This window comes from Enterobacter sp. HSTU-ASh6 (assembly GCF_026319105.1).
Lineage (GTDB): Bacteria > Pseudomonadota > Gammaproteobacteria > Enterobacterales > Enterobacteriaceae > Enterobacter > Enterobacter sichuanensis.
In genome coordinates, this window is sequence record NZ_WSPD01000009.1 from 15,184 (window position 1) to 38,056 (window position 22,873).

A 22,873-nucleotide genomic window follows, 5' to 3' on the forward strand; every position below is an offset into this window, starting at 1 on the left:
TAATTATTGCAATTGCTGTTGCCTTTCAGCGTGACGATTCCACACCAGGGCACCGCCGACGAACAGCGCAACGCCCGCCAGGCCCAGCGCAGGCTCCAGCCGGTGGGTAAGCCAGGTCGATAACGCTGAGGTTACCGGCCCTACCAGCTGGCCTATGGCATACCCGGTGGTGAGCAAACCGGCCATATACCGCGTGTGCTCCGGAGCCAGTTCGCGGCCGTACAGCAGCGAGAGCTGAACGGCGCAGAGGAACCCGCCGCCCACCAGTAGCCCGCCTGTCAGCAATCCGCCAATTCCGGGCAGCAGCCAGGCCGCCAGCACGCCGGCCCCCTGAAGCCACAGCACGATAGCCAGCCGGCGGTTAGCCGTTGAGGTATGGCGTAAAAGAATGCTGAGCGCAATGCCCACCACGGCGGCGAGACCAAAAATCGGCCAGACGAACTGGGCAAACAGGCTGCCGGGAAAACGTACGGCCGCCATTTGCGATAGAAAGGTCGCCGGCAGAATGTACCCAAACCCGGCCAGGCTGTAGCTCCAGACCAGGCGTTTTAAATCTGCCGTCAGTACCAGCGGCTCCGGTGCGGTGCCGGGTCGATGAAGTTGTCCGGCTCGCGGCAGGTAGCGTGCCACCAGCGCAATCAGCACCAGCGCCAGCACGCCGTAAATTTGCCATGCTGCACCGGCCGAAAGGGATTTCGCCTGAATATAGACAGCGAGCAGCCCGCTCAGGGCAATGCCTGCTCCGGGCCCGGCAAACACAGCGGCGCTCAGGCCCGGTTTGCCCAGCTGGCCCAGGCGTTCGTTGGTCCAGGCAGCAATCAGCACCATAGACCAGCCGCTCATGCAGCCAATCACAAAACGCAGCAGACCGTGTACAACGGCGTTATCCGCCGCCGCAGAGAGTAGCGTCAACGCCACCGCCCCCGCGATGCCCAGCCAGAGACGCATTTCAACAAAGCGGTGGGCGCGCATCGCATCCCACGCGCCCACCAGATAGCCCAGATAGTTCATCGCCGCCACCAGACCCGCGCTGGTCAGCGTAAGCTGCCCGGCAGCTATCATCAGCGGCACCTGAGGGGTAAAGGCAAAGCGCCCGATTCCCATTGCTACCACCAGAACGACGAACCCACTGAGCGCAATACGCAGCGCCATGAACGCTCCAAATGTTAAAGAAAAGTAAATTTATGATGCAGCATCTCGTCGTCTGACGAAAGTGAAAGTTGCTCACAGGTTAATGAAAACGCTGTATTATGGGTTTTATGACTGCACATTCTCATTAAGGAGCCCAGCATGGAACTGCTCGAAGAGCACCGTTGTTTTGAAGGTCGACAGCAGCGCTGGCGGCACGACTCCACCGTTCTGAACTGTGCGATGACGTTCAGCATTTTCCTGCCCGCGACGGAAAACCCGCCGGTTCTGTTCTGGCTTTCCGGCCTGACCTGCAACGATGAAAACTTCACCACCAAAGCAGGCGCGCAGCGTATTGCTGCCGAACTGGGTATTGCGCTGGTCATGCCGGACACCAGCCCACGTGGCGATGATGTGGCCGACGATGCGGGATACGACCTGGGCAAAGGCGCCGGCTTTTATCTGAATGCCACCGAACTGCCCTGGGCGCGCCACTACCGTATGTATGATTACATTCGCGATGAACTTCCTGCCCTCGTGCAGTCTCAGTTTGCGGTCAGCCAGCGCTGCGCGATCAGCGGCCACTCGATGGGCGGTCACGGGGCGCTGATCTTGGCGCTGAAAAACCCAGGAAAATACGTCAGCGTGTCGGCATTTGCGCCTATCGTGAACCCCACCCAGGTGCCATGGGGGCAAAAAGCCTTTACCCACTATCTGGGTGACGATACGGAAAAATGGCTGGCATGGGACAGCTGTGCGCTGATGCTGAACAGCAAACCGGAAGATGCCCTTCCTATCCTTATCGATCAGGGAGATGCGGATCAGTTCCTTGCCGGGCAGCTACAGCCCGCGGTGCTGGCAGAAGCGGCACGCCAGAAAGACTGGCCGCTGACGCTGCGTATTCAACCGGGATACGATCACAGCTATTACTTCATCGCATCCTTTATTGAGGATCATCTCCGCTTCCATGCGGAGCATTTGTTCGGGTAAGTGCGGCCTTTTTTGCCCGGTGGCGCTTCGCTTACCGGGCCTGCAAGCTTGTGCCTTTTTGTAGGCCGGGTAAGGCGCAGCCGCCACCCGGCACCTGACTGGATCAGAACCTGTAATCCACACCCACGAAGTAACGACGGCCATCTTCTGTATAGCTGTAATCATCACGGCTCAGGTCTTTATCCAGCAGGTTCTGCACGCCCGCGCGCAGCTTAACGCTTTTCGTTGCCTGCCACGCCGCACCGGTATTCCAGATGACATAGCCACCCGGCGTAGGGGCACTGCTGGTCAACGCGCGTTTCTCGCCGGTGTAGTTGCCCTGAACGTAGAACGACCAGTCCTGGGTCGCCTGCCAGTCAACGGTACCGTTGGCCGTGTGGAATGGCAGATCGGACAGCGGTTTGTTGCCGCCGTTACTGATATCACGACCATCGTTATAGGTGTAGTTCAGCGTCACTTTCCACTCTTCCGCCAGCGGGAATTTCAGCTCCGTCTCCACCCCGCGGATACGCGCCTTGTTAACGTTGTAATAGCGGAAAATCGGTTCACCGTCCGCATTCAGGCCAACGTAGTTAGGGTAGCTCTGGGCCTGCTTCACATTGGCCGTACGGCTAATGCTGATGCGGTCATCCACATTATTCTGGAAGGTGGTAATGCTGGCCTGCACGCCCTCTAACCAGCCCTCTTCCCCGCTGTAGTAGAGACCGAATTCGAAGCTCTCACTGGTTTCCGGTTTCAGGTCCGGGTTACCGACAATCTCACAGGCACCACGGCATGAGCCGCTGACCCAGTCGGGACTCAGCTGCAGCAGTGACGGCGCTTTAAACGCGGTAGCCCAGCCCCCTTTCACCGTTACGGTATCGGTCGCGTTATACACCAGATACGCCCGCGGACTCCAGTGATCGCCATAGGTGTCATGGTCATCCATACGGATACCGGTGGTCAGCGCCAGAGGTTCAAAGATACGCCACTCATCCTCCAGGAACAGAGCATACTGGCTTGTCGAGGTACTGCTACTGGAACCGCCAGTCAGGTTGACCGGATCTTTCAGCTTATCGTGACGCCATTCACCACCGAAGGTCAGGAACTGATTGATTTCGCCCAGCGGCAGCACGTATTTCCCGTCCACTGCGTTGCTCTCGGAGGTGATAGGGTTGCTGTTGCCCGGGTTTTTGTTGTCAACCTTCTCGCCGTATACCTTCAGCTCGCTGTTGCCGATACCCCAGCGACCGTTGTGACTGAGGGAGTAGTTCTGACGCTCAAGGCGGTTTTTGTCGAGGGAATCCGAGTCGCGATCCTGACGGTCGAAACCATAGCCCGCCGTAAAGTCGTGATTTTCAGACGGCGTCCAGGCGAATTCGACATTAGCATCGCGGCTCGTGAAGCCTTCGATGCGCGGCGTTTCACCGCTCGCCGTGGTAGAAGATTTCTGCTGGCCGTCTTTCTCACGCTTCGCGAGGCTACCGTAGGCTTTCAGCCCCAGCAAGCCATCCACCAGCGGGCCGCTGGTGTAGAACTGACCGTTGTAGGTGTCACCGCGATCGCGATGTTCCTGAATCGTGGAATCGGCGCTCAGGGTGCCCGTCCACTTCTGACCGATTTTTTTGGTGATAATGTTCACCACGCCGCCCAGCGCGTCGGAGCCATAAAGCGAGGACATCGGCCCGCGCACCACTTCGATTCGTTCGATGGCGTCAACCGGCACCCAGCTGAGGTCGAAATCATTATGGCGGAACACCGCGTTGCGGGAGTTAACGCGCTTGCCGTCGACCAGGATCAACGTATAGCTGCTGTCCAGACCGCGAATACTTACCCCTTTACGGTTGTCCCCTTCGCTCGTGAGTTGTACGCCCGGCACATCCCGTAACACATCTTTCAGGTTCTGAACGGGTTTGCGCTGCAAATCTTCCTGCGTAATCACGCTGATGCTGGCTGGCGCATCTTTCAGGTTTTGCTCGGTTGCGGAGGCCGTTACAACCATTGTGTCGCCGGATTCTGCTGCGATAACAGGCAGGGCCAGGGACATTGCGGACGCACAAAGTCCTCCCCTGACGAAGGGATTCAACCTAAACATTCCATATCTCCATGAGGTAAATACAACTACATCAAATCATCACTCACAGCGTCTTCCTTGCCGCCCACATCTGCGGTGGGTCGGTGACACGCTTATTTTTGATAACGATAAAGCAAACGATAATTATTATCAATTAAATTGTTAAAAAATATATCTTTGTTTCTGCCTACAGGGATAAAAAACCCGCTCGAATGAGCGGGTTAAAAGAGAGGGAGTGCGGTTATTGTTTAAATCGTTCCGGGAATTCCATTTCACTGTAGCGAACGAAGTGTGTTCCTTTCGTCAGTTTGTAACCAAACCAGATGACAAGGAACAGCGGAATACCAATGTAGGTTGCCGTGACGGCGCCCCAGTCAATGGTATCCGCCAGGAACGCTTCATAGTTCTGTCCCAGCGTAATAATCAGACACAGAATGAAGGCGAAAATAGGACCCAGCGGGAAGAAGCCGGAACGATACGGCAGCGAGTTAATGTCATAGCCCTGTTTGACATAGCCACGGCGGAAACGGTAGTGGCTAATGGCAATCCCCAGCCAGGCAATAAAGCCCGTCATCCCCGAGGTGTTCAGCAGCCACAGGTATACCGTCTGGTTGCCAAACATGGAGGTCAGGAAGCACAGACCGGCGATTACCGTTGTTGCGTACAGCGCGTTACGTGGAACGCCGCCGCGGGACAGTTTCGCGAAGATACGCGGGGCTTTACCGTCGCAGGCCAGGGTGTAGAGCATACGGGTGGATGCGTACATCCCGGAGTTACCGGCAGAAAGCACGGCGGTCAGGATCACGGCGTTCATCACTGCCGCCGCAGACAGCAGACCGGCGTGCTGGAAGACCAGCGTGAACGGGCTGACGCTAATGTCTTTGACGTCATTGCGCAGCAGGCTTGGATCGGTGTATGGAATGATCAGGCTGATAATCAGGATCGCGAACACGTAGAACAGCAGGATACGCCAGAAGACCTGACGAACCGCACGCGGAATATTTTTTTCCGGGTTCTCAGACTCACCGGCAGCGATACCAATCAGTTCAGTCCCCTGGAAGGAGAAGCCGACAATCATTGCCACGCCAATCATTGCCGAAAGACCACCGGCAAACGGCGCATCGCCTGTTGTCCAGTTGCTCCAGCCCGCAGGTTCAGCACCTTTGAAAATACCAACGATCATCGCCACACCGACGACGATAAAGATGATGACGGTTGCCACTTTGATCAAAGAGAACCAGTATTCCGCTTCGCCGAAACCGCGCACGGAGATGTAGTTCAGCAGGAAGATGACGGTCAGGAACAGTGCGCTCCAGATCCAGCCCGGCGTATCCGGGAACCACCAGTTCATCACCAGCTGTGCGGCGACGAGGTCAACGGCGATGGTGACCGCCCAGTTGTACCAGTAGTTCCAGCCCAGCGCGAAGCCGAAACCTTCTTCAACGTATTTTTGACCGTAGGTCGAAAACGAACCTGACACCGGCATGTACGCGGCCAGTTCGCCCAGACTGGTCATCAGGAAGTACACCATCAGGCCAATCAGAATATAAGAGAAAAGCGCCCCACCCGGGCCTGCTGCCGAAATCGTTGCGCCAGAGGCAACGAAAAGACCTGTACCGATTGAACCGCCAATGGCGATCATCGTCAGGTGACGCGCCTTGAGTTCACGACGGAGCGTGGGCGCTTCTGTGGTTTTAATTTCTGAAACCATATGAAAATGCTGTCCATTTAATAAATGAGGCGCGATTGTAGCAGACGATCCGGATTCCTTCCGGCAGAAATACTCAGTTATAAGAGAGCTTCATGACGCGGCCAGGATTATAAGTAAAGCATAATTTTTCCCTCTCCCCTTTGGGGTGAGGGACGCGTTTAGATTTCGCAATAGCGCAGAAAACGCTGCAGCGAGCTGGAGAGGTGTTTCTGACGATGGTGAATGCGCCACAGCGTGCGTACCAGTTTCGGGAGCGGAACGGGAATTTCCACCAGCGACCCCGTCTCAAGCTGTTCAGCAATGACCCGCCGTGAAAGACAGCTGATGCCCAGGCCATGACGCACCGCGTGCTTAATCGCCTCTGAGTTCCCCAGCTCCATCCCCAGCTGGAAATGCGGCAGATGGGACAGCAGCAGGTAATCGACAATTTCCCGCGTGCCGGAGCCCTGCTCACGCAGGATCCACTGCGCCTGCGCCAGCCGCTCCAGCGTCACTTCGCCCTGTAATAAAGACGAGGCCGGGGACGCAAAGACCACCAGCTCATCCTCCAGCCAGGGCTCGGCAATGATATCGACGTTATGGCAGGGACCTTCGATGAGACCGATATCCACGCGGAAATCGATCACCGCGTTGATGACGTCCTGGCTATTACCGACGCTCATTTCCAGCGGCAGGGTGGGAAAATCCCGACGGTAGCGGGCAATCACTTCCGGCAGGATGTAATTCCCGATGGTGCTGCTGGCGTAGACGCGGATCGCCCCGTTGTCTTCGCGGAACAGCTGTTCGATTTCGATAGCCTGCTCCAGCAAGGCCAGCGCGCGCGGGTAGAGAAGGCGCCCGTGCTCGTTGACCACCAGGCGCTTCCCTACCCTGTCGAAAAGCTGAACGCCCAGCTGACCTTCGAGGTCGGTCAGGGCTGCGCTGACCGCTGATTGCGAGAGCGCCAGCATCTGCGATGCCTGCGTCGTCGACCCGCTTTTCAGCACTTCGGCAAAGACTTCCAGCTGGCGCAATGTAATGTGCATGGTTGCTTACCACTTATATAGATTGATTATAAGTATATAATCAATTTTATTTTTAAGCCAGAGCGCCGTAACCTTTAGCCAGACAAAGGAGAAGGTTATGTCAGAACTCACCTTACAGCATCATCGTACATTGTGGCACTTCGTGCCGGGTCTTGCGCTCAGCGCCGCGGTGACCGGCGTGGCGTTATGGGGCGGAAGCATTCCCGCCGTTGCCGGCGCAGGTTTTAGCGCCTTAACGCTGGCGATATTGCTCGGCATGGTCGTGGGTAACACCGTTTACCCACATATCTGGAAATCCTGTGACGGCGGCGTGATCTTCGCCAAACAGCACCTGCTGCGTCTCGGGATCATTCTCTACGGCTTTCGTCTCACCTTTTCGCAGATTGCCGACGTTGGCGTCAGCGGGATCGCCATCGATGTCCTGACCCTGACCAGTACCTTTTTACTGGCCTGCTTTATCGGTCAGAAAGTCTTTGGTCTGGATAAGCAAACCAGCTGGTTAATCGGCGCAGGCAGCAGTATTTGCGGCGCTGCGGCGGTACTGGCAACGGAACCTGTCGTGAAGGCCGAAGCCAGCAAAGTGACCGTGGCGGTGGCGACGGTAGTAATCTTCGGTACGGTGGCGATTTTCCTCTACCCGGCGATGTATCCGCTGGTGGCCCACTGGTTCAGCCCGGAAACCTATGGCATCTATATTGGCTCAACCATGCACGAAGTGGCTCAGGTGGTCGCAGCAGGTCACGCGATTAATCCGGAAGCTGAAAACGCGGCGGTGATTGCCAAAATGCTGCGCGTGATGATGCTCGCGCCGTTCCTGATTTTCCTGGCCGCGCGGGTTAAACAGCTGGCTCCGGCGGGCGGCAGCGAGAAAAGTAAAATCACCATTCCGTGGTTTGCGATCCTGTTTATCGTGGTGGCGATTTTCAACTCCTTCCACCTGCTGCCGAAAGCCGTGGTCGATATGCTGGTGACGCTGGATACCGTGCTGCTGGCGATGGCCATGGCGGCGCTGGGGGTGACCACCCACGTCAGTGCGCTGAAAAAAGCCGGTGCAAAACCGCTGCTGATGGCGCTGGTGCTCTTTATCTGGCTGATTGTCGGCGGCGGTGCCATTAACCTCGCGGTGCACAGCCTGATGGCATAAACCACTACGTCCTTCTCCTGCTAACCCGCTATCATAAGCGTTTCGGGTTAGCAGGAGTTTTTTTATGAAATATGTTGGAGCGCACGTCAGCGCTGCAGGTGGCCTTGCCAATGCTGCCATTCGCGCCGCCGAAATTGAGGCGACCGCTTTCGCCCTGTTCACCAAAAACCAGCGCCAGTGGCGCGCCGCGCCGCTCACCACGGATGTGATTGATGATTTCAAAGCCGCCTGTGAGAAATACCACTACGGGCCGGGTCAGATCCTCCCCCATGACAGCTACCTGATCAACCTCGGACATCCGGTACAGGACGCGCTGGAGAAGTCCCGCGAAGCGTTTCTCGATGAAGTACAGCGCTGCGAACAGCTGGGGCTGACGCTGCTGAACTTCCATCCGGGTAGCCATCTGATGCAGATCGACGAAGATGCCTGTCTGGCGCGCATTGCCGAATCCATCAACATCACCCTGGATAAAACTAAAGGCGTGACGGCGGTGATTGAGAATACCGCCGGTCAGGGCAGCAACCTCGGCTTTAAGTTTGAACATCTGGCGGCCATTATTGACGGGGTGGAAGATAAATCCCGCGTGGGCGTGTGCATTGATACCTGCCACGCCTTTGCCGCCGGTTATGACCTGCGCACCACCGAGGCCACGAAAAACACCTTCGACGAGTTCGGGCGCATTGTTGGCTTTAAGTATCTGCGCGGTATGCACCTGAACGATGCGAAAAGCGCCTTTGGCAGCCGCGTTGACCGCCACCACAGTCTGGGCGAAGGTAATATCGGCCATGATGCGTTCCGCTTTATCATGCAGGATGCCCGTTTCGATGGGATCCCCATGGTGCTGGAAACCATTAACCCGGATATCTGGGCGGAAGAGATTGCCTGGCTGAAGGCACAGCAGACAGAACAGGCGGTTGCGTAAGAATGAACGAAAGAGAGAAGCAGATACTCAAGATCCTGCGGCGTAATCCCCTTATTCAGCAAAACGAAATCGCCGATATTTTGCAGATCAGCCGTTCGCGTGTCGCGGCACATATTATGGATCTGATGCGTAAGGGGATGATCAAAGGTAAAGGATATATCCTCACCGAACGGGAGTATTGCGTGGTGGTCGGCGCCATCAATATGGATATTCGCGGCACGGCGGAAATCCACTATCCGCAATCGGCCTCTCATCCGGGCAGCATTCACTGTTCCGCTGGCGGCGTGGGGCGTAATATCGCGCATAATCTTGCCTTGCTGGGAAGAGACGTCCATTTAATTTCAGCGGTAGGCAGTGATTTTTACGGCGAAACACTGCTGGAGCATACGCGTCAGGCGGGGGTAAATGTCTCCAGCTGTATCCGCTTACACGGACATAACACGTCAACCTACCTCTCCGTCGCAAACCAGCAGGATGAAACGGTGCTGGCGATAAACGATACACAGATTCTGCAAAAGCTGACGCCGCAACTGCTGGACAACTCGCGGGATCTGCTCCGTCACGCCGGGGTGATACTTGCCGATTGCAACCTCACCCCGGAAGCGATGGAGTGGGTCTTTACCATAGCGGATGATATTCCGGTCTTTATTGATACCGTTTCTGAATTCAAAGCGGAAAAAATTAAGACCTGGTATTCACGGATCCATACCCTAAAGCCGACCCAAAAGGAACTGGAGATCCTCTGGGGCAATCCCGTCATTACCGATGCTGACCTGGCCCGCGCAGCGGATTTTCTGCATCAGCAAGGGGTTCAGCATGTGTATGTTTACATGAAGGATGAATCGGTTTTTTGTAGCCAGAAGAATGGCGAACAATTTCGTCTTTTCCCGCCTGCGCATCCTGTCGTGGACGGTTTTGGCGCGGATGACGGTTTTATGGCGGGCCTTCTCTATAGTTTTCTGGAAGGGAGCGATTTTCGTGACGGTGCGAATTTCGCGATGGCGTGTGCTGCCTTATCACGCGCCAGCGTCAGCCTCAATAATCCTGCCCTTTCCGCTAATAACGCCCTCTATCTGCTCAATACAACCCAGGCATAATGCCTGGGTCATTCTTTATAAACTGATGAAGAAACCCGCAATCGTCGCGCTCATGAGATTGGAAAGCGTGGCTGCTGCCAGGGCCCGCATTCCCAACTGCGCTATTTCGGGCGCCCGCTGTGGCGCAATGGCGGAAAATGCGCCGACGACAACGCCAATGGATCCAAAATTGGCGAAACCGCATAGGGCGAAAGAGATAATGGCGATGGTTTTTACATCCAGAGAGCCTGCTGTTTGCAGATACGGTGAGAAATTGAGGTAGGCCACAAACTCATTGATTGCCAGCTTCTGACCGATCAGGCTTCCGGCAAGCGTTGCTTCATGCCAGTCAACCCCCATAATCCAGGCCAGAGGAGCCAGAACATAACCCAAAATCCCTTCAAGCGTGACGTGTTCGTAACCAAACCAGCCACCAATGCCGCCAATCATGCCGTTGATCAGCGCAATGATAGCGACAAACGCCATCACTACCGTTGCAACACCCGCAGCAATTTTTAGCCCGGTCATCGCCCCGCTCGCGGCAGCTTCAATAATGCTTTTCGGTGGAGTTTCAGTGAATGACAGGTTATCAAAAGTGACGTTTGACGCTTCTGTCGCCGGGCTGAGTATACGCGCAAACAGGATCCCACCCGGAATGGCCATCAGCGATGCGGCAAGCAGATAATCAATCGGCACGCCCATTCCGGCATAACCAATCATCATCGAGCCAGCAATCGATGCCATACCGCTACAGATCGCGGTGAACAGTTCATTGCGGTTAAGACGCTCAATAAACGGCTTCACAATTGCCGGGATCTCGTTTTGCCCGAGAAAGATGGTGGTCACGGCAACAAAGGATTCGATCTTACTGATGTGCAGTGCTTTCTGGAAAATACCGCCAAGAAACCGGATAAGCAGCCCCATCACGCCGATGTAATAGAGCAGGCTGATCAGGGCGGTGACAAAAATAATGGCAGGTAACACACGAAACGCGAAGATGAACCCCGCCCCATCAAACAGAACATCCATTTTCGGCCCTACCAGCGAGCCAAAGATAAAGGCGCTCCCTGCATCACTGTAGGACATGACTTTATGTACGCCCAGCGCGGCCTGCTCAACAAGCCATTTACCAGGAGGAAAATAGAGCATAATCCCACCGATGGCGATCTGCAGAACCAGCGCAGCCCCCACGGTACGCAGGCTGATACGCTTTTTATTGACTGACAACAGGAACGCAATTGCCAGTAAAATTACCATCCCCACAACACTTCTCATGATATCCATAACGAATTCCCTTCATGCCAGTAAACCCGGCGTTGTCGCCGGGCCTCAGTTGTGTTTGCCCCTGGTGGTCGACAGCATGCTGACTGAACGGTTTTAGCAGGCGAGACGTTGATAGGCTTTCGCTATCTCGCTGGCCAGCACGGCGTTGTTGAAGACCAGCTGTATATTAGACTTCAGGCTGTCGCCACCGGTCAGATCGGCCACCCGGGCCAGCAGGAAAGGCGTGCTTTCTTTGCCCACGATGCCCTGCTCTTCAGCTTCTCGTACCGCCTGATCGATGGCTGCATTAATTTTGCCTTCTGCCATAGCGAACGATTCAGGAATCGGATTGGCCACCACCAGTCCGCCGTTCAGACCCGTCTGCCACTTCACGAGCATGGCGCGGGCAATCTCTTCTGCGGTATCGAGACGAATGCTCACGTCAAATGGACTGGTACGACAGAAAAATGCCGGAAGAGAGGTTGTCTGGTAGCCAATTAACGGGACACCGAAAGTTTCTAAATATTCGGTGGTGAGCCCCAGATCGAGAATAGATTTCGCGCCCGCACACACCACCGTGACATTGGTATGTGCCAGCTCCTGAAGATCGGCAGAAATATCAAACGTGCGTTCAGCACCACGATGAACACCACCGATTCCCCCGGTTGCAAAAACTTTAATTCCGGCCAGCGCCGCAATAATCATGGTGGAGGCAACCGTTGTGGCTCCATTTTTTTTGGCTGCTACGACAAACGGTAAATCCCGGCGACTGACTTTTGTGACGCTGTGCCCTTCGCGCCCCAATAACTCAATTTCATCTTTACTCAAGCCCACCTTCATTATTCCGCCAATAATGGCAATAGTTGCCGGAACAGCGCCATGCTGACGAATGGTTTGTTCGACCTCAATTGCCGTTTGTGCATTTTGTGGGAAAGGCATCCCATGAGAAATAATGGTGGATTCGAGCGCGACGACCGGCTTTTTATTTTTAAGCGCGTCCTGTACCTCTGGTGAGATTTGCAGTAATTCAGCATTCAGTGTTAATTCAGACATGCGGATTTCTCCAGTAAGGAAATAACGTTTTCAACAGATAAATCAGGGTTGTTGGTATATTCACAGGCAAGCGCCATGGATGAGCAACCCTGCGCGAAACGTACGGAATCAATAAATGACAAACCATCCACCCAGCAGGAGACCAGCCCGGCCATCATGGCGTCGCCTGCACCGGTCACATTAATGACCTGCGTTTTAACAGGTAATGCCCACCCATGCTCCCCGTTGGCGTGACTGTAGTAAACGCCATCCCCCCCCATGCTGAGTACCAGCCGCGTTAGCCCATGCGTATGGAACCAGGCGGCAACATCCGCAGCGTCGTCACGTCCGGAAAGCGCAATCCCACTGAGGGTTTCGGCTTCCAGTCGGTTGGGTTTCAGCGTGTGGATTTTGTCGAGATGATTGCGAATTTTGATACATTTCCAGGCGGATACCGGGTCTACAAATACCGGTACGCCGCCGGCATTTTCGAGTATCCAGACCAGTGCCTCCTCACTGATATTACAGTCGGCAACAACTGCTGATGCGTGATGAATAAAATCCGCATGTTGTGCTAAAAAACGGGCAGAAATATGCTCAGAAATGCCCATATCATTGATAGCCACTAACATTTCACCCGTATTATCGAGCAGTGATAAATAACAGGATGTATTTTCACCGGGCACACACAGACTTTTTTCTACGTGGACACCACTCTGACGGGTTTGTGTTAATAACATTTCACCATAAAAATCCTGGCCTACGGCAGTGAGTAGCCATGATGCTTTACCCAGCAATGAAAGATTATGGGCAATATTTCTTCCCACGCCGCCGGGAGAAAATTTTATCCGCCCTGGATTAGAGTCAGCATAATTGAGTGAATCATGTGAATATCCGGCCACATCCATATTGGCTGATCCGATTGTTACTATGTATTCCTTTTTGCGCATAGCACACCCTCCGGCAAAGTATTGCCATAGTAATGATGCCGCAATTAACGACATCAAAATCTATTAGAGCTTATGTTTGCAAACAAACATCTGTTTGTATTGCGCATGTTTTGATCAAACTAAATCTGGCTGCAAGCGATAAAGCGAGTAGTTATGAACAGAATCACATTTTTTAGCGGATATAATTCGGGAAGACAGGAAAACCTGAGAGACAGGGCACAAAATGCAGAAATAAAAAAGGGCAGAGGATTCTCTGCCCTGGGAGAGGGGATTTATATCACGCCGCTTTCGCCACCACGTCCGCTTCAGGACGTTTGAGCACCGCGTAAGAGAGCCCAGCTACCAGCGTACCCGCAACAATCGCCAGCAGGTAACCCAGTACCGGTGTGATGGCGCCAGGGATCAACAGGACAAACAGACCGCCGTGTGGTGCCATCAGTTTTGCGCCAATCGCCATGGAGATAGCGCCGGTCACCGCGCCGCCAACGATACAGCACGGCAGAACACGCATTGGATCACGGGCGGCGAATGGAATCGCCCCTTCGGTGATAAAGCACAGACCCAGTACCAGCGCCGCTTTACCCCCTTCCTGCTGCGCTTTGTCGAATTTACGACGCGCGATAATCGTGGCCAGACCCAGTGCCAGCGGAGGCACCATACCTGCGGCCATAATGGCAGCCATCGGTGCGTAGGTCTGGGTACTCAGCAGGCCAACACCGAAAGCGTACGCCGCTTTGTTCACCGGGCCACCCATGTCGGTACACATCATGCCCCCGAGGATCGCACCCAGCAGTACCGCATTCGCAGTACCCATGGTTTGCAGCCAGTGAGTCAGGCCCGCGAGGATACCTGCAACCGGCTTACCAATCAGGTAAATCATCGCCAGACCGACCACCAGACTGGAAATCAGCGGGATAATCAGGATCGGTTTCAGCGCTTCCATACTCTGCGGCAGCTTCAGCTTCGCGCTGATAAGCTTCGCGACGTAACCCGCCAGGAAACCGGCAATGATACCGCCGATAAAACCGGAGCCGGTGCTGACGGCCAGCATACCGCCGATAAGTCCCGGCGTCAGGCCCGGACGGTCAGCGATGGAGAAGGCAATAAAGCCCGCCAGAACAGGTACCATCAGCGCGAACGCAGAACCACCACCGATCTGCATCAATGCCGCAGCTAGCGTCCCTTGTTCTTTAAACGCGGTAATACCAAATGCGAATGACAGCGCAATACACAAACCACCCGCGACCACCATTGGCAGCATGTAAGAGACACCAGTCAGCAAGTGACGATAGGCGCCTGCTGACTCTTTCTTCCCTTCCGTCGCGGTCTGTGCGGTACCAGTAGCCTGATACGGCTTCGCTTCCACCAGCGCTTTATCAAACTCCTGCGCGGTTTTTTTCAGCGCCAGGCCGGTTGAGGTACGGTACATCGGCTTACCGGCAAATTTCGCCAGATCCACTTCGATATCCGCCGCCACAATCACCAGATCGGCTTCCGCCACTTCTTCTGCGGTGATAGCGTTGCCCGCGCCCACAGAGCCACGCGTTTCAACTTTTACCCACCAGCCGCGTTTTTTCGCTTCGGTTTCAATGGCTTCAGCCGCCATGAAGGTGTGAGCCACCCCCGTCGGACAGGCCGTCACCGCGACAATGCGTTTCGGTCCTGCTACAGCAACCGGTGCCGTGACAACAGGCGCGCTGTAAACAGACGCATGACCTTTCGCTTCACTCAGGAACAGTTCCGGGTGGGCCACCGCACGATTAATATCGCCCAGCCACACTTTTTTGCCATTCAGCGCACTGTCAGCCGGGATTTTATCGCCCAGGACAATGGCCAGTTCTGCATCACCTGGATTATCGATAATCTCCAGATGCGCTTTTTGTGCCGCCGCGCCCAGCAGGGTCTTCGCCATATAGGCGCGAGCCTGTCCGAGACCGGAGTCAATGATCAGCAGCGTTTTCATTATTCCTCTCCTGCTGTTAGTTAAAAGGTTTTAAGTCAACGCGCGCCATCATCGCGGCTAACTGGGTACGATCGGTAATACCGACATTGCTCTGGCTGACGGCCAGGGCTGCAACGGCGGTGGCAAGACGTAAAGTATGTTCACTGGATTCACGCATCAGCAGACCATAAATCAGGCCGCCAACCATGGAATCCCCTGCACCAACGGTGCTGACAACGTCAACCGATGGCGGTTTGGCGATCCATTCGCCGGACGCGTTAACCCACAACGCCCCTTCTGCCCCAAGCGAAATCACCACATGAGCGATACCCTGCTCGCGCAGCGCATGGGCAGCGTCAATCACATCTTTTAATTCTGGCAGCTTACGACCGGCCCAGATCTCCAGTTCACGGCGATTTGGCTTCACCAGCCACGGAGAGGCTTTCAGACCCGCAACCAGCGCGTCGCGGCTGCTGTCAAAAATAATGCATGGGCACTGGCTGCGCAGGCGCGTCATCCAGTCGGTGAACGCTTCCGGGCTCACGCCGGACGGCAGACTGCCGCTGACGCACACCATGTCGAACTGGCCCAGCCAGGTCAGGGAATCGTTCACAAAACGCTCCCAGTCGGACGGAGTCACCTCAAAGCCGGAGAAGTTCAGATCGGTTACTTCACCGTCTTTCTCCGTCAGCTTAACGTTGATACGGGTACGGCCCTGAACAACCTGAAAACGGTTAGCAATGCCCAGCTCGCTGAACAGCTGCTGGAAACCATCCTGGTTATCTTTACCGAGGAATCCCCCCACGGTGACATCGATACCGAGATCCTTGAGCACTTTCGCGACGTTAATCCCTTTACCCGCAGCATGCAGGCCAGTGGTACGCACGAGGTTTACTTCGCCGCGCTCAATTTCCGGGCAAAACCCCACCAGGTCATAAGCCGGGTTCAGCGTAATAGTCGCAACACGTCTGCTCATTATGCGCCCTCCCCCAGACCCGCAGCGATGGCATCGCCAATCGCTTTCAACGCCTGTTCAGCATCCGCACCCTGCGCGGTGAAGCGCAGACGGTGACCTTTCTTCACGCCCAGCGCGACAACTTTCATCAGACTACGGCCGTTGGCCGGTTTGCCCGTGCCATCAAGATTCGCCACGGTGATCTCACTTTCGAATTGTTTAATGGTATTCACCAGCATGGTGCCGGGACGGGCATGCAGGCCGTGTTCGTTACGCACCACGAACTCTGCGGTCAGCACGTCATCCGTCAGCGCATCATCACTGGTCAGCAGTGCCAGCACGGTGGAGGCATCAGCGTTCAGCAGTTTTTCAGCTTTGTTGTTCAACAGCAGATCGCCCAGACGTTTCAGCACGGAAACCGGCTGTTCATCGTTCATCGCCACGGTCACCAGCATGGCCGCACGTTCGCCGTCTACGTCAAACGCGCTGGCCGCGCGGCTCACGGCGATAGCACTGCGCAGGTTGCCTTCAGCACTGTCGTTCAGCCAGATACCCTGCCCCAGATTCAACGGCTTATCGTTGATCACGCGCGTTACGAAGGTGGCATCCGCCGCGCCGGCTTCCTTCAGGCGACCCGCGTTTAGCGCCTGCAGCGTCACCAGGTCGGAGGCAACCACGTCCAGCGTCAGCGTTTCATTATCCAGTTTCAGCGCTTCACTCTGTTTTTCGCCCATCAGCAAGGCGCGCAGCTCTTCCGCTGTCGTGGCGGATTTGAGCTGTTCAGCCACCGCGTCATCGCTCAGGACGTGCGTCAGCTGACGCAGCAGGCCTAAGTGTTCGTCGCTGCTGGCCGCGATACCGATAGCCACATAGGCCACCTGCCCCTCGCCCCAGAGCACGCCCTGCGGGAACTGATAAACCTTAACGCCGGTTTTCAGCACCTGATCGCGGGTGTCCGTCGTGCCGTGCGGAATGGCAATGCCGTTGCCGAGGAAGGTTGAGGTCTGCTGTTCGCGCGCCAGCATGCCGTTTACGTAGCCGTCCGCGACGTTACCCGCTTGCACAAGTGCAGCGGCAACCTGGCGAATAGCCTCTTCTTTATCCCCGGCCTGAGCGCCCGGGTGGATATCCTGAACAGATAACTGGAACATGGTTCTCCTCTCCTGCTGAACTTGAATCGTTTCAGCTTAAATGAGAAAAAATGCGCTAGCCTGCTCCGTTTGTTAAAACAAGATAGCGCTGAAACGTTTCAAAAAGTCTTGCGCTTTTTGCAATGCCTTGCAAGTAAACTCGTCTTTCTGATGTCAGAATTTAGAGATACAGCACATTTCTTATTCCTTCAGCTGAATTTTGCTGAAGTTCAGCAAGTCAGTTTCAGCTAAGGTCAGCCGGGGAGGATGCAAGATGAAATGCCATTTTGATTTTTCGTGGCATCATTGACCGCACCCACTGTTTATTTTTTAGCTGACGGCGTAAACTCCGCTCCCTCTCTGCTACTCGCTAATTATAAAACATGCATAACACCCCTGCGGCTGCCTCGCCGAAGCCCTTTGATTTGACCTCAGCAGCCTTCCTGATTGTTGCCTTCTTCACGGGTATTGCCGGTGCGTTACAGACGCCGACGCTGAGTTTATTTCTGACCAATGAGGTTCATGTTCGTCCGGCAATGGTCGGCTTCTTTTTTACCGGAAGTGCCATCATCGGCATCCTCGTCAGTCAGTTTCTGGCAGGGCGTTCCGACAGAAAAGGCGATCGTAAAAGTCTGATCGTTTTCTGCTGCCTGCTCGGTGTACTGGCCTGCGTTCTGTTTGCCTGGAACCGTAACTATTTTATTTTGCTGTTCATCGGCGTGTTCCTGAGCAGCTTTGGCTCGACGGCGAACCCACAGATGTTCGCCCTTGCCCGCGAGCACGCCGACCATACCGGACGCGAAGCGGTGATGTTCAGCTCTGTTATGCGTGCTCAGGTGTCGCTGGCATGGGTGATAGGGCCGCCGCTGGCTTACGCGCTGGCGATGGGTTTTGGCTTTACGGTGATGTACCTGAGTGCGGCCGTTGCGTTTGTCGTCTGCGGCGCGCTGGTGTGGTTCTTTCTGCCGTCAATGCGCAAAGAGCCCAAAGTGGCAACGGGTGTGCTGGAAGCCCCGCGCCGTAACCGCCGCGATGCCCTGCTTCTCTTTATTATCTGCACGCTGATGTGGGGCACCAATAGCCTGTATATCATCAACATGCCGCTGTTTATTATTGATGAACTGCATCTGCCGGAAAAGCTGGCGGGCATTATGATGGGCACCGCCGCCGGGCTTGAGATCCCGACCATGCTCATCGCGGGTTACTACGCGAAGCGTTTCGGAAAGCGTTTTTTAATGCGCATAGCCGCCGTCGCTGGCCTGCTGTTCTATATTGGTATGTTGACGGTTCACACGCCGGGGCTGTTGCTGGCTTTACAGCTGCTGAACGCCATTTATATCGGCATTCTCGCCGGGATAGGCATGCTCTACTTCCAGGATCTGATGCCGGGCCAGGCAGGTTCCGCCACGACCCTGTATACCAATACCACCCGCGTGGGCTGGATTATCGCCGGTTCAATGGCCGGCGTCGTGGCTGAGATCTGGAACTATCACACCGTGTTCTGGATTGCGCTGGTGATGTGCACGCTGACGCTTGGCTGTCTGGCGAAGATTAAAGACGTTTAAGGCGCGGTGAGCGCTTCCAGCTCAAGCAGGTACGTCATCGCCTGCTCGCGCGTGGTGCCGCACATTTCGGCTGAGGGCTGAAGCCCGGAACAGACCTTCGGGCGCAACGGTGAGCCAAAGATCATACACAGGTTAGTCTCTGAGAGCTGAACGCAGCGGGTATTGGCAGGCTTGCCTTCGGGCATTCCTGGAATGGGACTTGAAATGGACGGTGCAGTACAGCACGCGCCACAATCTGGACGGCAATCCATAAATGCTCTCTTCGCTGACGAACGCCCGCTCAGTCGGGCATCGCGCGCACAGTAACACCTTTTGTGTATTGATAGCAAAACCCACGAATTCCTCTTGCCTGAAAGGCCGCGCACGAGTAATTTGGCGCGATATTTTTTACCTCCCGTAAACAGGATTACTGCAATGCCAAGAGCGAACGAAATTAAGAAAGGTATGGTACTGAATTACAACGGCAAATTGCTGATTGTGAAAGATATCGACATTCAGGCCCCGAGCGCCCGTGGCGCAGCAACGCTGTACAAAATGCGTTTCGCCGATGTCCGTACTGGCCTGAAAGTGGAAGAGCGCTTTAAAGGTGACGATATCGTTGATACCGTGACCCTGACCCGTCGCTACGTTGATTTCTCCTACATCGACGGCAACGAATATGTGTTCATGGACAAAGAAGATTACACCCCGTACATCTTCACCAAAGATCAGATTGAAGAAGAGCTGCTGTTCATTCCTGAAGGCGGTATGCCTGATATGCAGGTTCTGACATGGGATGGCGTGCTGCTGGCGCTGGAACTGCCTCAGACTGTCGATCTGGAAATCGTTGAAACGGCACCAGGCATCAAAGGCGCATCTGCGAGCGCCCGCAACAAACCGGCTACCCTGACAACCGGTCTGGTTGTGCAGGTACCGGAATACCTCTCAGCGGGCGAGAAAATCCGCATCCATATCGAAGAAAAACGCTATATGGGTCGTGCTGACTGATTGCGGCTTTTGCCCGGTGGCGCTACGCTTACCGGGCCTACGAAAAACCGGCCCTGAAGCCGGTTTTTGTGTTTTTGTAGGCCCGGTAAGGCGTAGCCGCCACCCGGCAATTTCGCTTACAGAAGCTCCGGATACTTCGTCATCTTCAGCGCCAGCTCCACGCCGCGCACTTCCGCCATCCCTTTAAGACGGCCAATTGCCGAATAGCCAGGGTTGGTTTTCTTACGCAGATCGTCGAGCATCTGGTGGCCGTGATCGGGACGGAATGGAATAGGACGTACATCGCCCGCCTGCTTACGACGCGCCTCTTCCGCCAGAATGGCGTCCACCACCGCAACCATATTCACATCACCGCCCAGGTGCGCGGCTTCGTGGAAGGTTTTTGGGTTCTCTTCACGGCAGGTCGCACGGAGATGCGTGAAGTGGATACGATCGCCAAAGGTTTCAATCATCCGCACCAGATCGTTATCCGCACGCACGCCGTAGGAGCCGGTACACATGGTAAAACCGTTGTAGATGCTGTTAACCGTCTCCTTCAGCCACTGCATATCTTCAATCGTGGAGACGATACGCGGCAGGCCGAGGATCGGACGCGGTGGATCGTCCGGGTGTACGGCCAGGCGAACCCCAACCTCTTCCGCCACAGGAACAATGGCGCGCAGGAAGTACGCCATATTTTCACGCAGCTGGTGCTTATCAATATCGCCGTACTCCGCCAGACGCGCGCGGAACTGATCCAGCGTGTATCCCTCTTCAGCACCCGGCAGGCCAGCAATAATATTGCGGGTCAGCTTTTCAATGTCCGCGTCGCTTGCCACGTTAAACCACGCCAGCGCCTGCTGCTGCTCTTCCGCGGTATAGTCCGCTTCGGCGCCCGGGCGCTTCAGAATGTGCAGTTCGAATGCCGCAAAGGCAATCTGATCGAAACGCAGCGCTTTTGAACCGTCCGGCATCTGATATTCAAGGTCAGTGCGCGTCCAGTCCAGGATCGGCATGAAGTTATAGCAGACGGTATCAATGCCGCAGGCCGCAAGGTTACGAATGCTCTGCTGATAGTTCGCAATCCAGGTCTGATACTCCCCGGTATGGGTTTTGATATCCTCATGAACCGGAATACTTTCCACGACAGACCAGGTTAATCCCTTCTCCGCCAGCAGGGCCTGGCGCTGTTTAATTTCCTCCACCGGCCAGACCTGACCGTTAGGAATGTGATGCAGCGCCGTGACAACACCCGTTGCGCCAGCCTGACGCACATCATCAAGAGAAACCGGATCGTTCGGCCCGTACCAACGCCAGGTTTGTTCCATTACCCCACCCCTCAAGTTGTTATACCAATACATGTTAATGCGATGACGACTACCATACATGTTTGCCATGAAGGGTCAATACACCGCCACACATTGATTGATCAAACTCACAGAACCGGGATATTTACGGCTCACCAATTTTATTTGTTGTCATATAACTTTACACTGGCATTGTTAATTAATGGTTAATCAGGTGTGTATTACATGAAGACAATTGCCTCCACCTCGCTGCCTGCTCACGTTCAGCAACCTCGCTACGATCGTGCGCAGTTACGCTCCCGCATCGTTCATTTTGGCTTTGGTGCCTTTCACCGCGCGCATCAGGCCTTGTTAACAAACCGGGTGCTGAATGAAAAAGGCGGCGACTGGGGGATCTGTGAGATCAGCCTCTTCAGCGGTGATGTGCTGATGAGCCAGCTGCGCGCGCAGGATCATCTGTTTACCGTGCTGGAGAAAGGTGCAGACGGCAATCAGCCGATTATCGTCGGCGCCGTCCATGAATGCCTGAACGCAAAGCTGGACTCCCTGTCTGCCATTATTGAGAAATTTTGTGAGCCGCAGGTCGCGATTGTGTCGCTCACCATAACCGAGAAAGGCTATTGCATCGATCCTGCGACCGGTAAACTGGATCTGCACAACGCGCGGATCGTCCACGACCTTGAAAATCCGAATGAACCGCATTCTGCCCCGGGGATTCTGGTCGAAGCGCTCCATCGCCGCCACGAGCGTGGCCTGCCCGCCTTTACCGTGCTCTCCTGCGACAATATCCCGGATAACGGGCACGTAGTGAAAAATGCGGTGCTGGGCATGGCGCAAAAACGTTCCGCTGCGCTGGCGGAGTGGATCGAAAGCCACGTCAGTTTTCCGGGCACGATGGTCGACAGGATTGTCCCCGCCGCAACTGACGCCTCGCTTGCGGAAATCACCGAAGCGCTCGGCGTTGAAGATCCGTGCGCCATCAGTTGCGAACCGTTTATTCAGTGGGTGGTGGAAGATAACTTTGTCGCGGGCCGTCCCGAGTGGGAAGTGGCGGGTGTCCAGATGGTGCAGGATGTACTGCCGTGGGAGCAGATGAAATTACGCATGCTCAACGGCAGCCACTCTTTCCTGGCGTATCTCGGGTATCTCGCGGGCTATGCGCACATTAATGAATGTATGGAGGATCCCTCTTTCCGTAATGCCGCCCGTCGGCTCATGCTCGACGAACAGGCGCCCACATTACGTATTCAGGATGTCGACCTCACCGCCTACGCCGATAGCCTGCTCGAACGCTTTGCGAACCCGGCTCTCCAGCACCGTACCTGGCAAATCGCGATGGACGGTAGCCAGAAACTGCCCCAGCGCATGCTGGACGGGATCCGCATCCATCTTGAGCGAAAAACGCCGTGGCCACTGCTGGCGCTCGGCGTGGCCGGCTGGATACGCTACGTCAGCGGCACCGACGACCGTGGCAACGCGATTGATGTTCGCGATCCCCTCAGCGATAAAATTCGTGCGGTTGTTGATGCCAGCAACGAGGCCGATCGCGTCAACGCGCTGCTGGGGCTGAGTGAAGTCTTTGGCCACGATCTGGCGCAAAACCACGTTTTTGTTGAGGCGGTTAACCAGGCCTACCAGCGTATCAGCCGCCACGGCGCGCGTCAGGCTGTTATTGAAACGTTAAATATTTAACGATTATTGCGCTTAAGGCGAA

Annotated in this window: 19 protein-coding genes; 7 read left to right on the forward strand and 12 right to left on the reverse strand. The window is 55.2% G+C overall.

Annotated elements, in window-relative coordinates:
- Positions 1–3 precede the first annotated feature (3 nt).
- Positions 4–1,152 (reverse strand): YbfB/YjiJ family MFS transporter, encoded by a 1,149-nt coding sequence (locus tag GM298_RS12635; RefSeq protein WP_047959104.1) that lies wholly within the window; start codon positions 1,150–1,152, stop codon positions 4–6.
- 138 nt (positions 1,153–1,290) lie between these two features.
- Between GM298_RS12635 and fghA the strand changes: the two genes are divergently transcribed.
- Complete coding sequence (fghA, locus tag GM298_RS12640; RefSeq protein WP_095450438.1) at positions 1,291–2,118, forward strand: S-formylglutathione hydrolase; 828 nt, start codon at positions 1,291–1,293, stop codon at positions 2,116–2,118.
- A 103-nt stretch (positions 2,119–2,221) separates the two neighbouring features.
- Here the strand turns inward: fghA and cirA are convergent, their stop codons facing one another.
- The 3 genes from cirA to yieE all read right to left on the reverse strand — a co-directional run bounded on the left by cirA (position 2,222) and on the right by yieE (position 6,907).
- Positions 2,222–4,192: a catecholate siderophore receptor CirA gene (cirA, locus tag GM298_RS12645; protein WP_126801431.1), complete on the reverse strand. Its 1,971-nt coding sequence runs from the start codon at positions 4,190–4,192 to the stop codon at positions 2,222–2,224.
- Between the two features lie 220 nt (positions 4,193–4,412).
- Positions 4,413–5,882 carry an amino acid permease gene (locus GM298_RS12650; protein WP_025756267.1) on the reverse strand — a complete coding sequence of 490 codons (1,470 nt, stop codon included), beginning with the start codon at positions 5,880–5,882 and terminating at the stop codon, positions 4,413–4,415.
- Positions 5,883–6,040: 158 nt separating this feature from the next.
- A complete protein-coding gene (gene yieE, locus GM298_RS12655; protein WP_025756268.1) occupies positions 6,041–6,907 on the reverse strand; it encodes a DNA-binding transcriptional regulator YeiE in 867 nt (288 codons plus the stop codon).
- 97 nt (positions 6,908–7,004) lie between these two features.
- On the opposite strand from yieE, the gene GM298_RS12660 reads away from it, so the two are divergent.
- From GM298_RS12660 to GM298_RS12670, 3 genes are all read left to right on the forward strand, one after another.
- Positions 7,005–8,051: a YeiH family protein gene (locus tag GM298_RS12660; protein ID WP_266154189.1), complete on the forward strand. Its 1,047-nt coding sequence runs from the start codon at positions 7,005–7,007 to the stop codon at positions 8,049–8,051.
- A gap of 64 nt (positions 8,052–8,115) precedes the next feature.
- Positions 8,116–8,973 carry a deoxyribonuclease IV gene (gene nfo, locus GM298_RS12665; protein WP_094919131.1) on the forward strand — a complete coding sequence of 286 codons (858 nt, stop codon included), beginning with the start codon at positions 8,116–8,118 and terminating at the stop codon, positions 8,971–8,973.
- 2 nt (positions 8,974–8,975) lie between these two features.
- Complete coding sequence (locus GM298_RS12670) at positions 8,976–10,070, forward strand: sugar kinase (RefSeq protein WP_266154190.1); 1,095 nt, start codon at positions 8,976–8,978, stop codon at positions 10,068–10,070.
- A 15-nt stretch (positions 10,071–10,085) separates the two neighbouring features.
- On the opposite strand, the gene GM298_RS12675 is transcribed toward GM298_RS12670, so the two are convergent.
- The 6 genes from GM298_RS12675 to fruB all read right to left on the reverse strand — a co-directional run bounded on the left by GM298_RS12675 (position 10,086) and on the right by fruB (position 17,342).
- Positions 10,086–11,333 carry a NupC/NupG family nucleoside CNT transporter gene (locus tag GM298_RS12675; protein WP_266154191.1) on the reverse strand — a complete coding sequence of 416 codons (1,248 nt, stop codon included), beginning with the start codon at positions 11,331–11,333 and terminating at the stop codon, positions 10,086–10,088.
- Between the two features lie 93 nt (positions 11,334–11,426).
- Positions 11,427–12,365, reverse strand: coding sequence for a pseudouridine-5'-phosphate glycosidase (locus GM298_RS12680; protein ID WP_266154192.1), 939 nt, complete (start codon positions 12,363–12,365; stop codon positions 11,427–11,429).
- Entirely contained in the window at positions 12,353–13,294 is a 942-nt protein-coding gene (locus GM298_RS12685; protein WP_266154193.1) for a pseudouridine kinase, read from the reverse strand. Before GM298_RS12685 ends, GM298_RS12680 begins: the two co-directional genes overlap by 13 nt.
- 277 nt (positions 13,295–13,571) lie before the next feature.
- Positions 13,572–15,257: a PTS fructose transporter subunit IIBC gene (fruA, locus tag GM298_RS12690; protein ID WP_025756274.1), complete on the reverse strand. Its 1,686-nt coding sequence runs from the start codon at positions 15,255–15,257 to the stop codon at positions 13,572–13,574.
- Between the two features lie 16 nt (positions 15,258–15,273).
- Complete coding sequence (gene fruK, locus GM298_RS12695; RefSeq protein ID WP_014170919.1) at positions 15,274–16,212, reverse strand: 1-phosphofructokinase; 939 nt, start codon at positions 16,210–16,212, stop codon at positions 15,274–15,276.
- The gene (gene fruB, locus GM298_RS12700) at positions 16,212–17,342 is read right to left on the reverse strand and encodes a fused PTS fructose transporter subunit IIA/HPr protein (protein WP_045285153.1); all 1,131 of its coding nucleotides are present in this window, start codon (positions 17,340–17,342) and stop codon (positions 16,212–16,214) included. Before fruB ends, fruK begins: the two co-directional genes overlap by 1 nt.
- 362 nt (positions 17,343–17,704) lie before the next feature.
- Between fruB and setB the strand changes: the two genes are divergently transcribed.
- Complete coding sequence (setB, locus tag GM298_RS12705; RefSeq protein ID WP_045285152.1) at positions 17,705–18,886, forward strand: sugar efflux transporter SetB; 1,182 nt, start codon at positions 17,705–17,707, stop codon at positions 18,884–18,886.
- Here the strand turns inward: setB and GM298_RS12710 are convergent.
- Positions 18,883–19,137: a YkgJ family cysteine cluster protein gene (locus GM298_RS12710; RefSeq protein ID WP_025756276.1), complete on the reverse strand. Its 255-nt coding sequence runs from the start codon at positions 19,135–19,137 to the stop codon at positions 18,883–18,885. The two genes, setB and GM298_RS12710, sit on opposite strands and share 4 nt — an antisense overlap.
- Positions 19,138–19,300: 163 nt before the next feature.
- Between GM298_RS12710 and yeiP the strand changes: the two genes are divergently transcribed.
- Entirely contained in the window at positions 19,301–19,873 is a 573-nt protein-coding gene (gene yeiP / locus GM298_RS12715) for an elongation factor P-like protein YeiP (protein ID WP_008500940.1), read from the forward strand.
- A 116-nt stretch (positions 19,874–19,989) separates the two neighbouring features.
- Here the strand turns inward: yeiP and uxuA are convergent, their stop codons facing one another.
- Positions 19,990–21,180, reverse strand: coding sequence for a mannonate dehydratase (uxuA, locus tag GM298_RS12720; RefSeq protein WP_266154194.1), 1,191 nt, complete (start codon positions 21,178–21,180; stop codon positions 19,990–19,992).
- Positions 21,181–21,384: 204 nt separating this feature from the next.
- Here uxuA and GM298_RS12725 point away from each other — a divergent pair, with 204 nt between their 5' ends.
- The gene (locus GM298_RS12725) at positions 21,385–22,851 is read left to right on the forward strand and encodes a mannitol dehydrogenase family protein (RefSeq protein ID WP_266154195.1); all 1,467 of its coding nucleotides are present in this window, start codon (positions 21,385–21,387) and stop codon (positions 22,849–22,851) included.
- Positions 22,852–22,873: the final 22 nt, after the last annotated feature.

Coding starts and splice junctions, on each gene's coding strand:
- cirA (WP_126801431.1), bottom strand. CDS start 4,192: ATGTTTAGGTTGAATCCCTTCGTCAGGGGAGGACTTTGTGCGTCCGCA.
- fruK (WP_014170919.1), bottom strand. CDS start 16,212: ATGAGCAGACGTGTTGCGACTATTACGCTGAACCCGGCTTATGACCTG.
- GM298_RS12685 (WP_266154193.1), bottom strand. CDS start 13,294: ATGCGCAAAAAGGAATACATAGTAACAATCGGATCAGCCAATATGGAT.
- GM298_RS12710 (WP_025756276.1), bottom strand. CDS start 19,137: ATGGATTGCCGTCCAGATTGTGGCGCGTGCTGTACTGCACCGTCCATT.
- GM298_RS12670 (WP_266154190.1), top strand. CDS start 8,976: ATGAACGAAAGAGAGAAGCAGATACTCAAGATCCTGCGGCGTAATCCC.
- yeiP (WP_008500940.1), top strand. CDS start 19,301: ATGCCAAGAGCGAACGAAATTAAGAAAGGTATGGTACTGAATTACAAC.
- fghA (WP_095450438.1), top strand. CDS start 1,291: ATGGAACTGCTCGAAGAGCACCGTTGTTTTGAAGGTCGACAGCAGCGC.
- setB (WP_045285152.1), top strand. CDS start 17,705: ATGCATAACACCCCTGCGGCTGCCTCGCCGAAGCCCTTTGATTTGACC.
- GM298_RS12635 (WP_047959104.1), bottom strand. CDS start 1,152: ATGGCGCTGCGTATTGCGCTCAGTGGGTTCGTCGTTCTGGTGGTAGCA.
- GM298_RS12650 (WP_025756267.1), bottom strand. CDS start 5,882: ATGGTTTCAGAAATTAAAACCACAGAAGCGCCCACGCTCCGTCGTGAA.
- GM298_RS12660 (WP_266154189.1), top strand. CDS start 7,005: ATGTCAGAACTCACCTTACAGCATCATCGTACATTGTGGCACTTCGTG.
- fruB (WP_045285153.1), bottom strand. CDS start 17,342: ATGTTCCAGTTATCTGTTCAGGATATCCACCCGGGCGCTCAGGCCGGG.
- yieE (WP_025756268.1), bottom strand. CDS start 6,907: ATGCACATTACATTGCGCCAGCTGGAAGTCTTTGCCGAAGTGCTGAAA.
- nfo (WP_094919131.1), top strand. CDS start 8,116: ATGAAATATGTTGGAGCGCACGTCAGCGCTGCAGGTGGCCTTGCCAAT.
- GM298_RS12680 (WP_266154192.1), bottom strand. CDS start 12,365: ATGTCTGAATTAACACTGAATGCTGAATTACTGCAAATCTCACCAGAG.
- GM298_RS12675 (WP_266154191.1), bottom strand. CDS start 11,333: ATGGATATCATGAGAAGTGTTGTGGGGATGGTAATTTTACTGGCAATT.
- fruA (WP_025756274.1), bottom strand. CDS start 15,257: ATGAAAACGCTGCTGATCATTGACTCCGGTCTCGGACAGGCTCGCGCC.
- uxuA (WP_266154194.1), bottom strand. CDS start 21,180: ATGGAACAAACCTGGCGTTGGTACGGGCCGAACGATCCGGTTTCTCTT.
- GM298_RS12725 (WP_266154195.1), top strand. CDS start 21,385: ATGAAGACAATTGCCTCCACCTCGCTGCCTGCTCACGTTCAGCAACCT.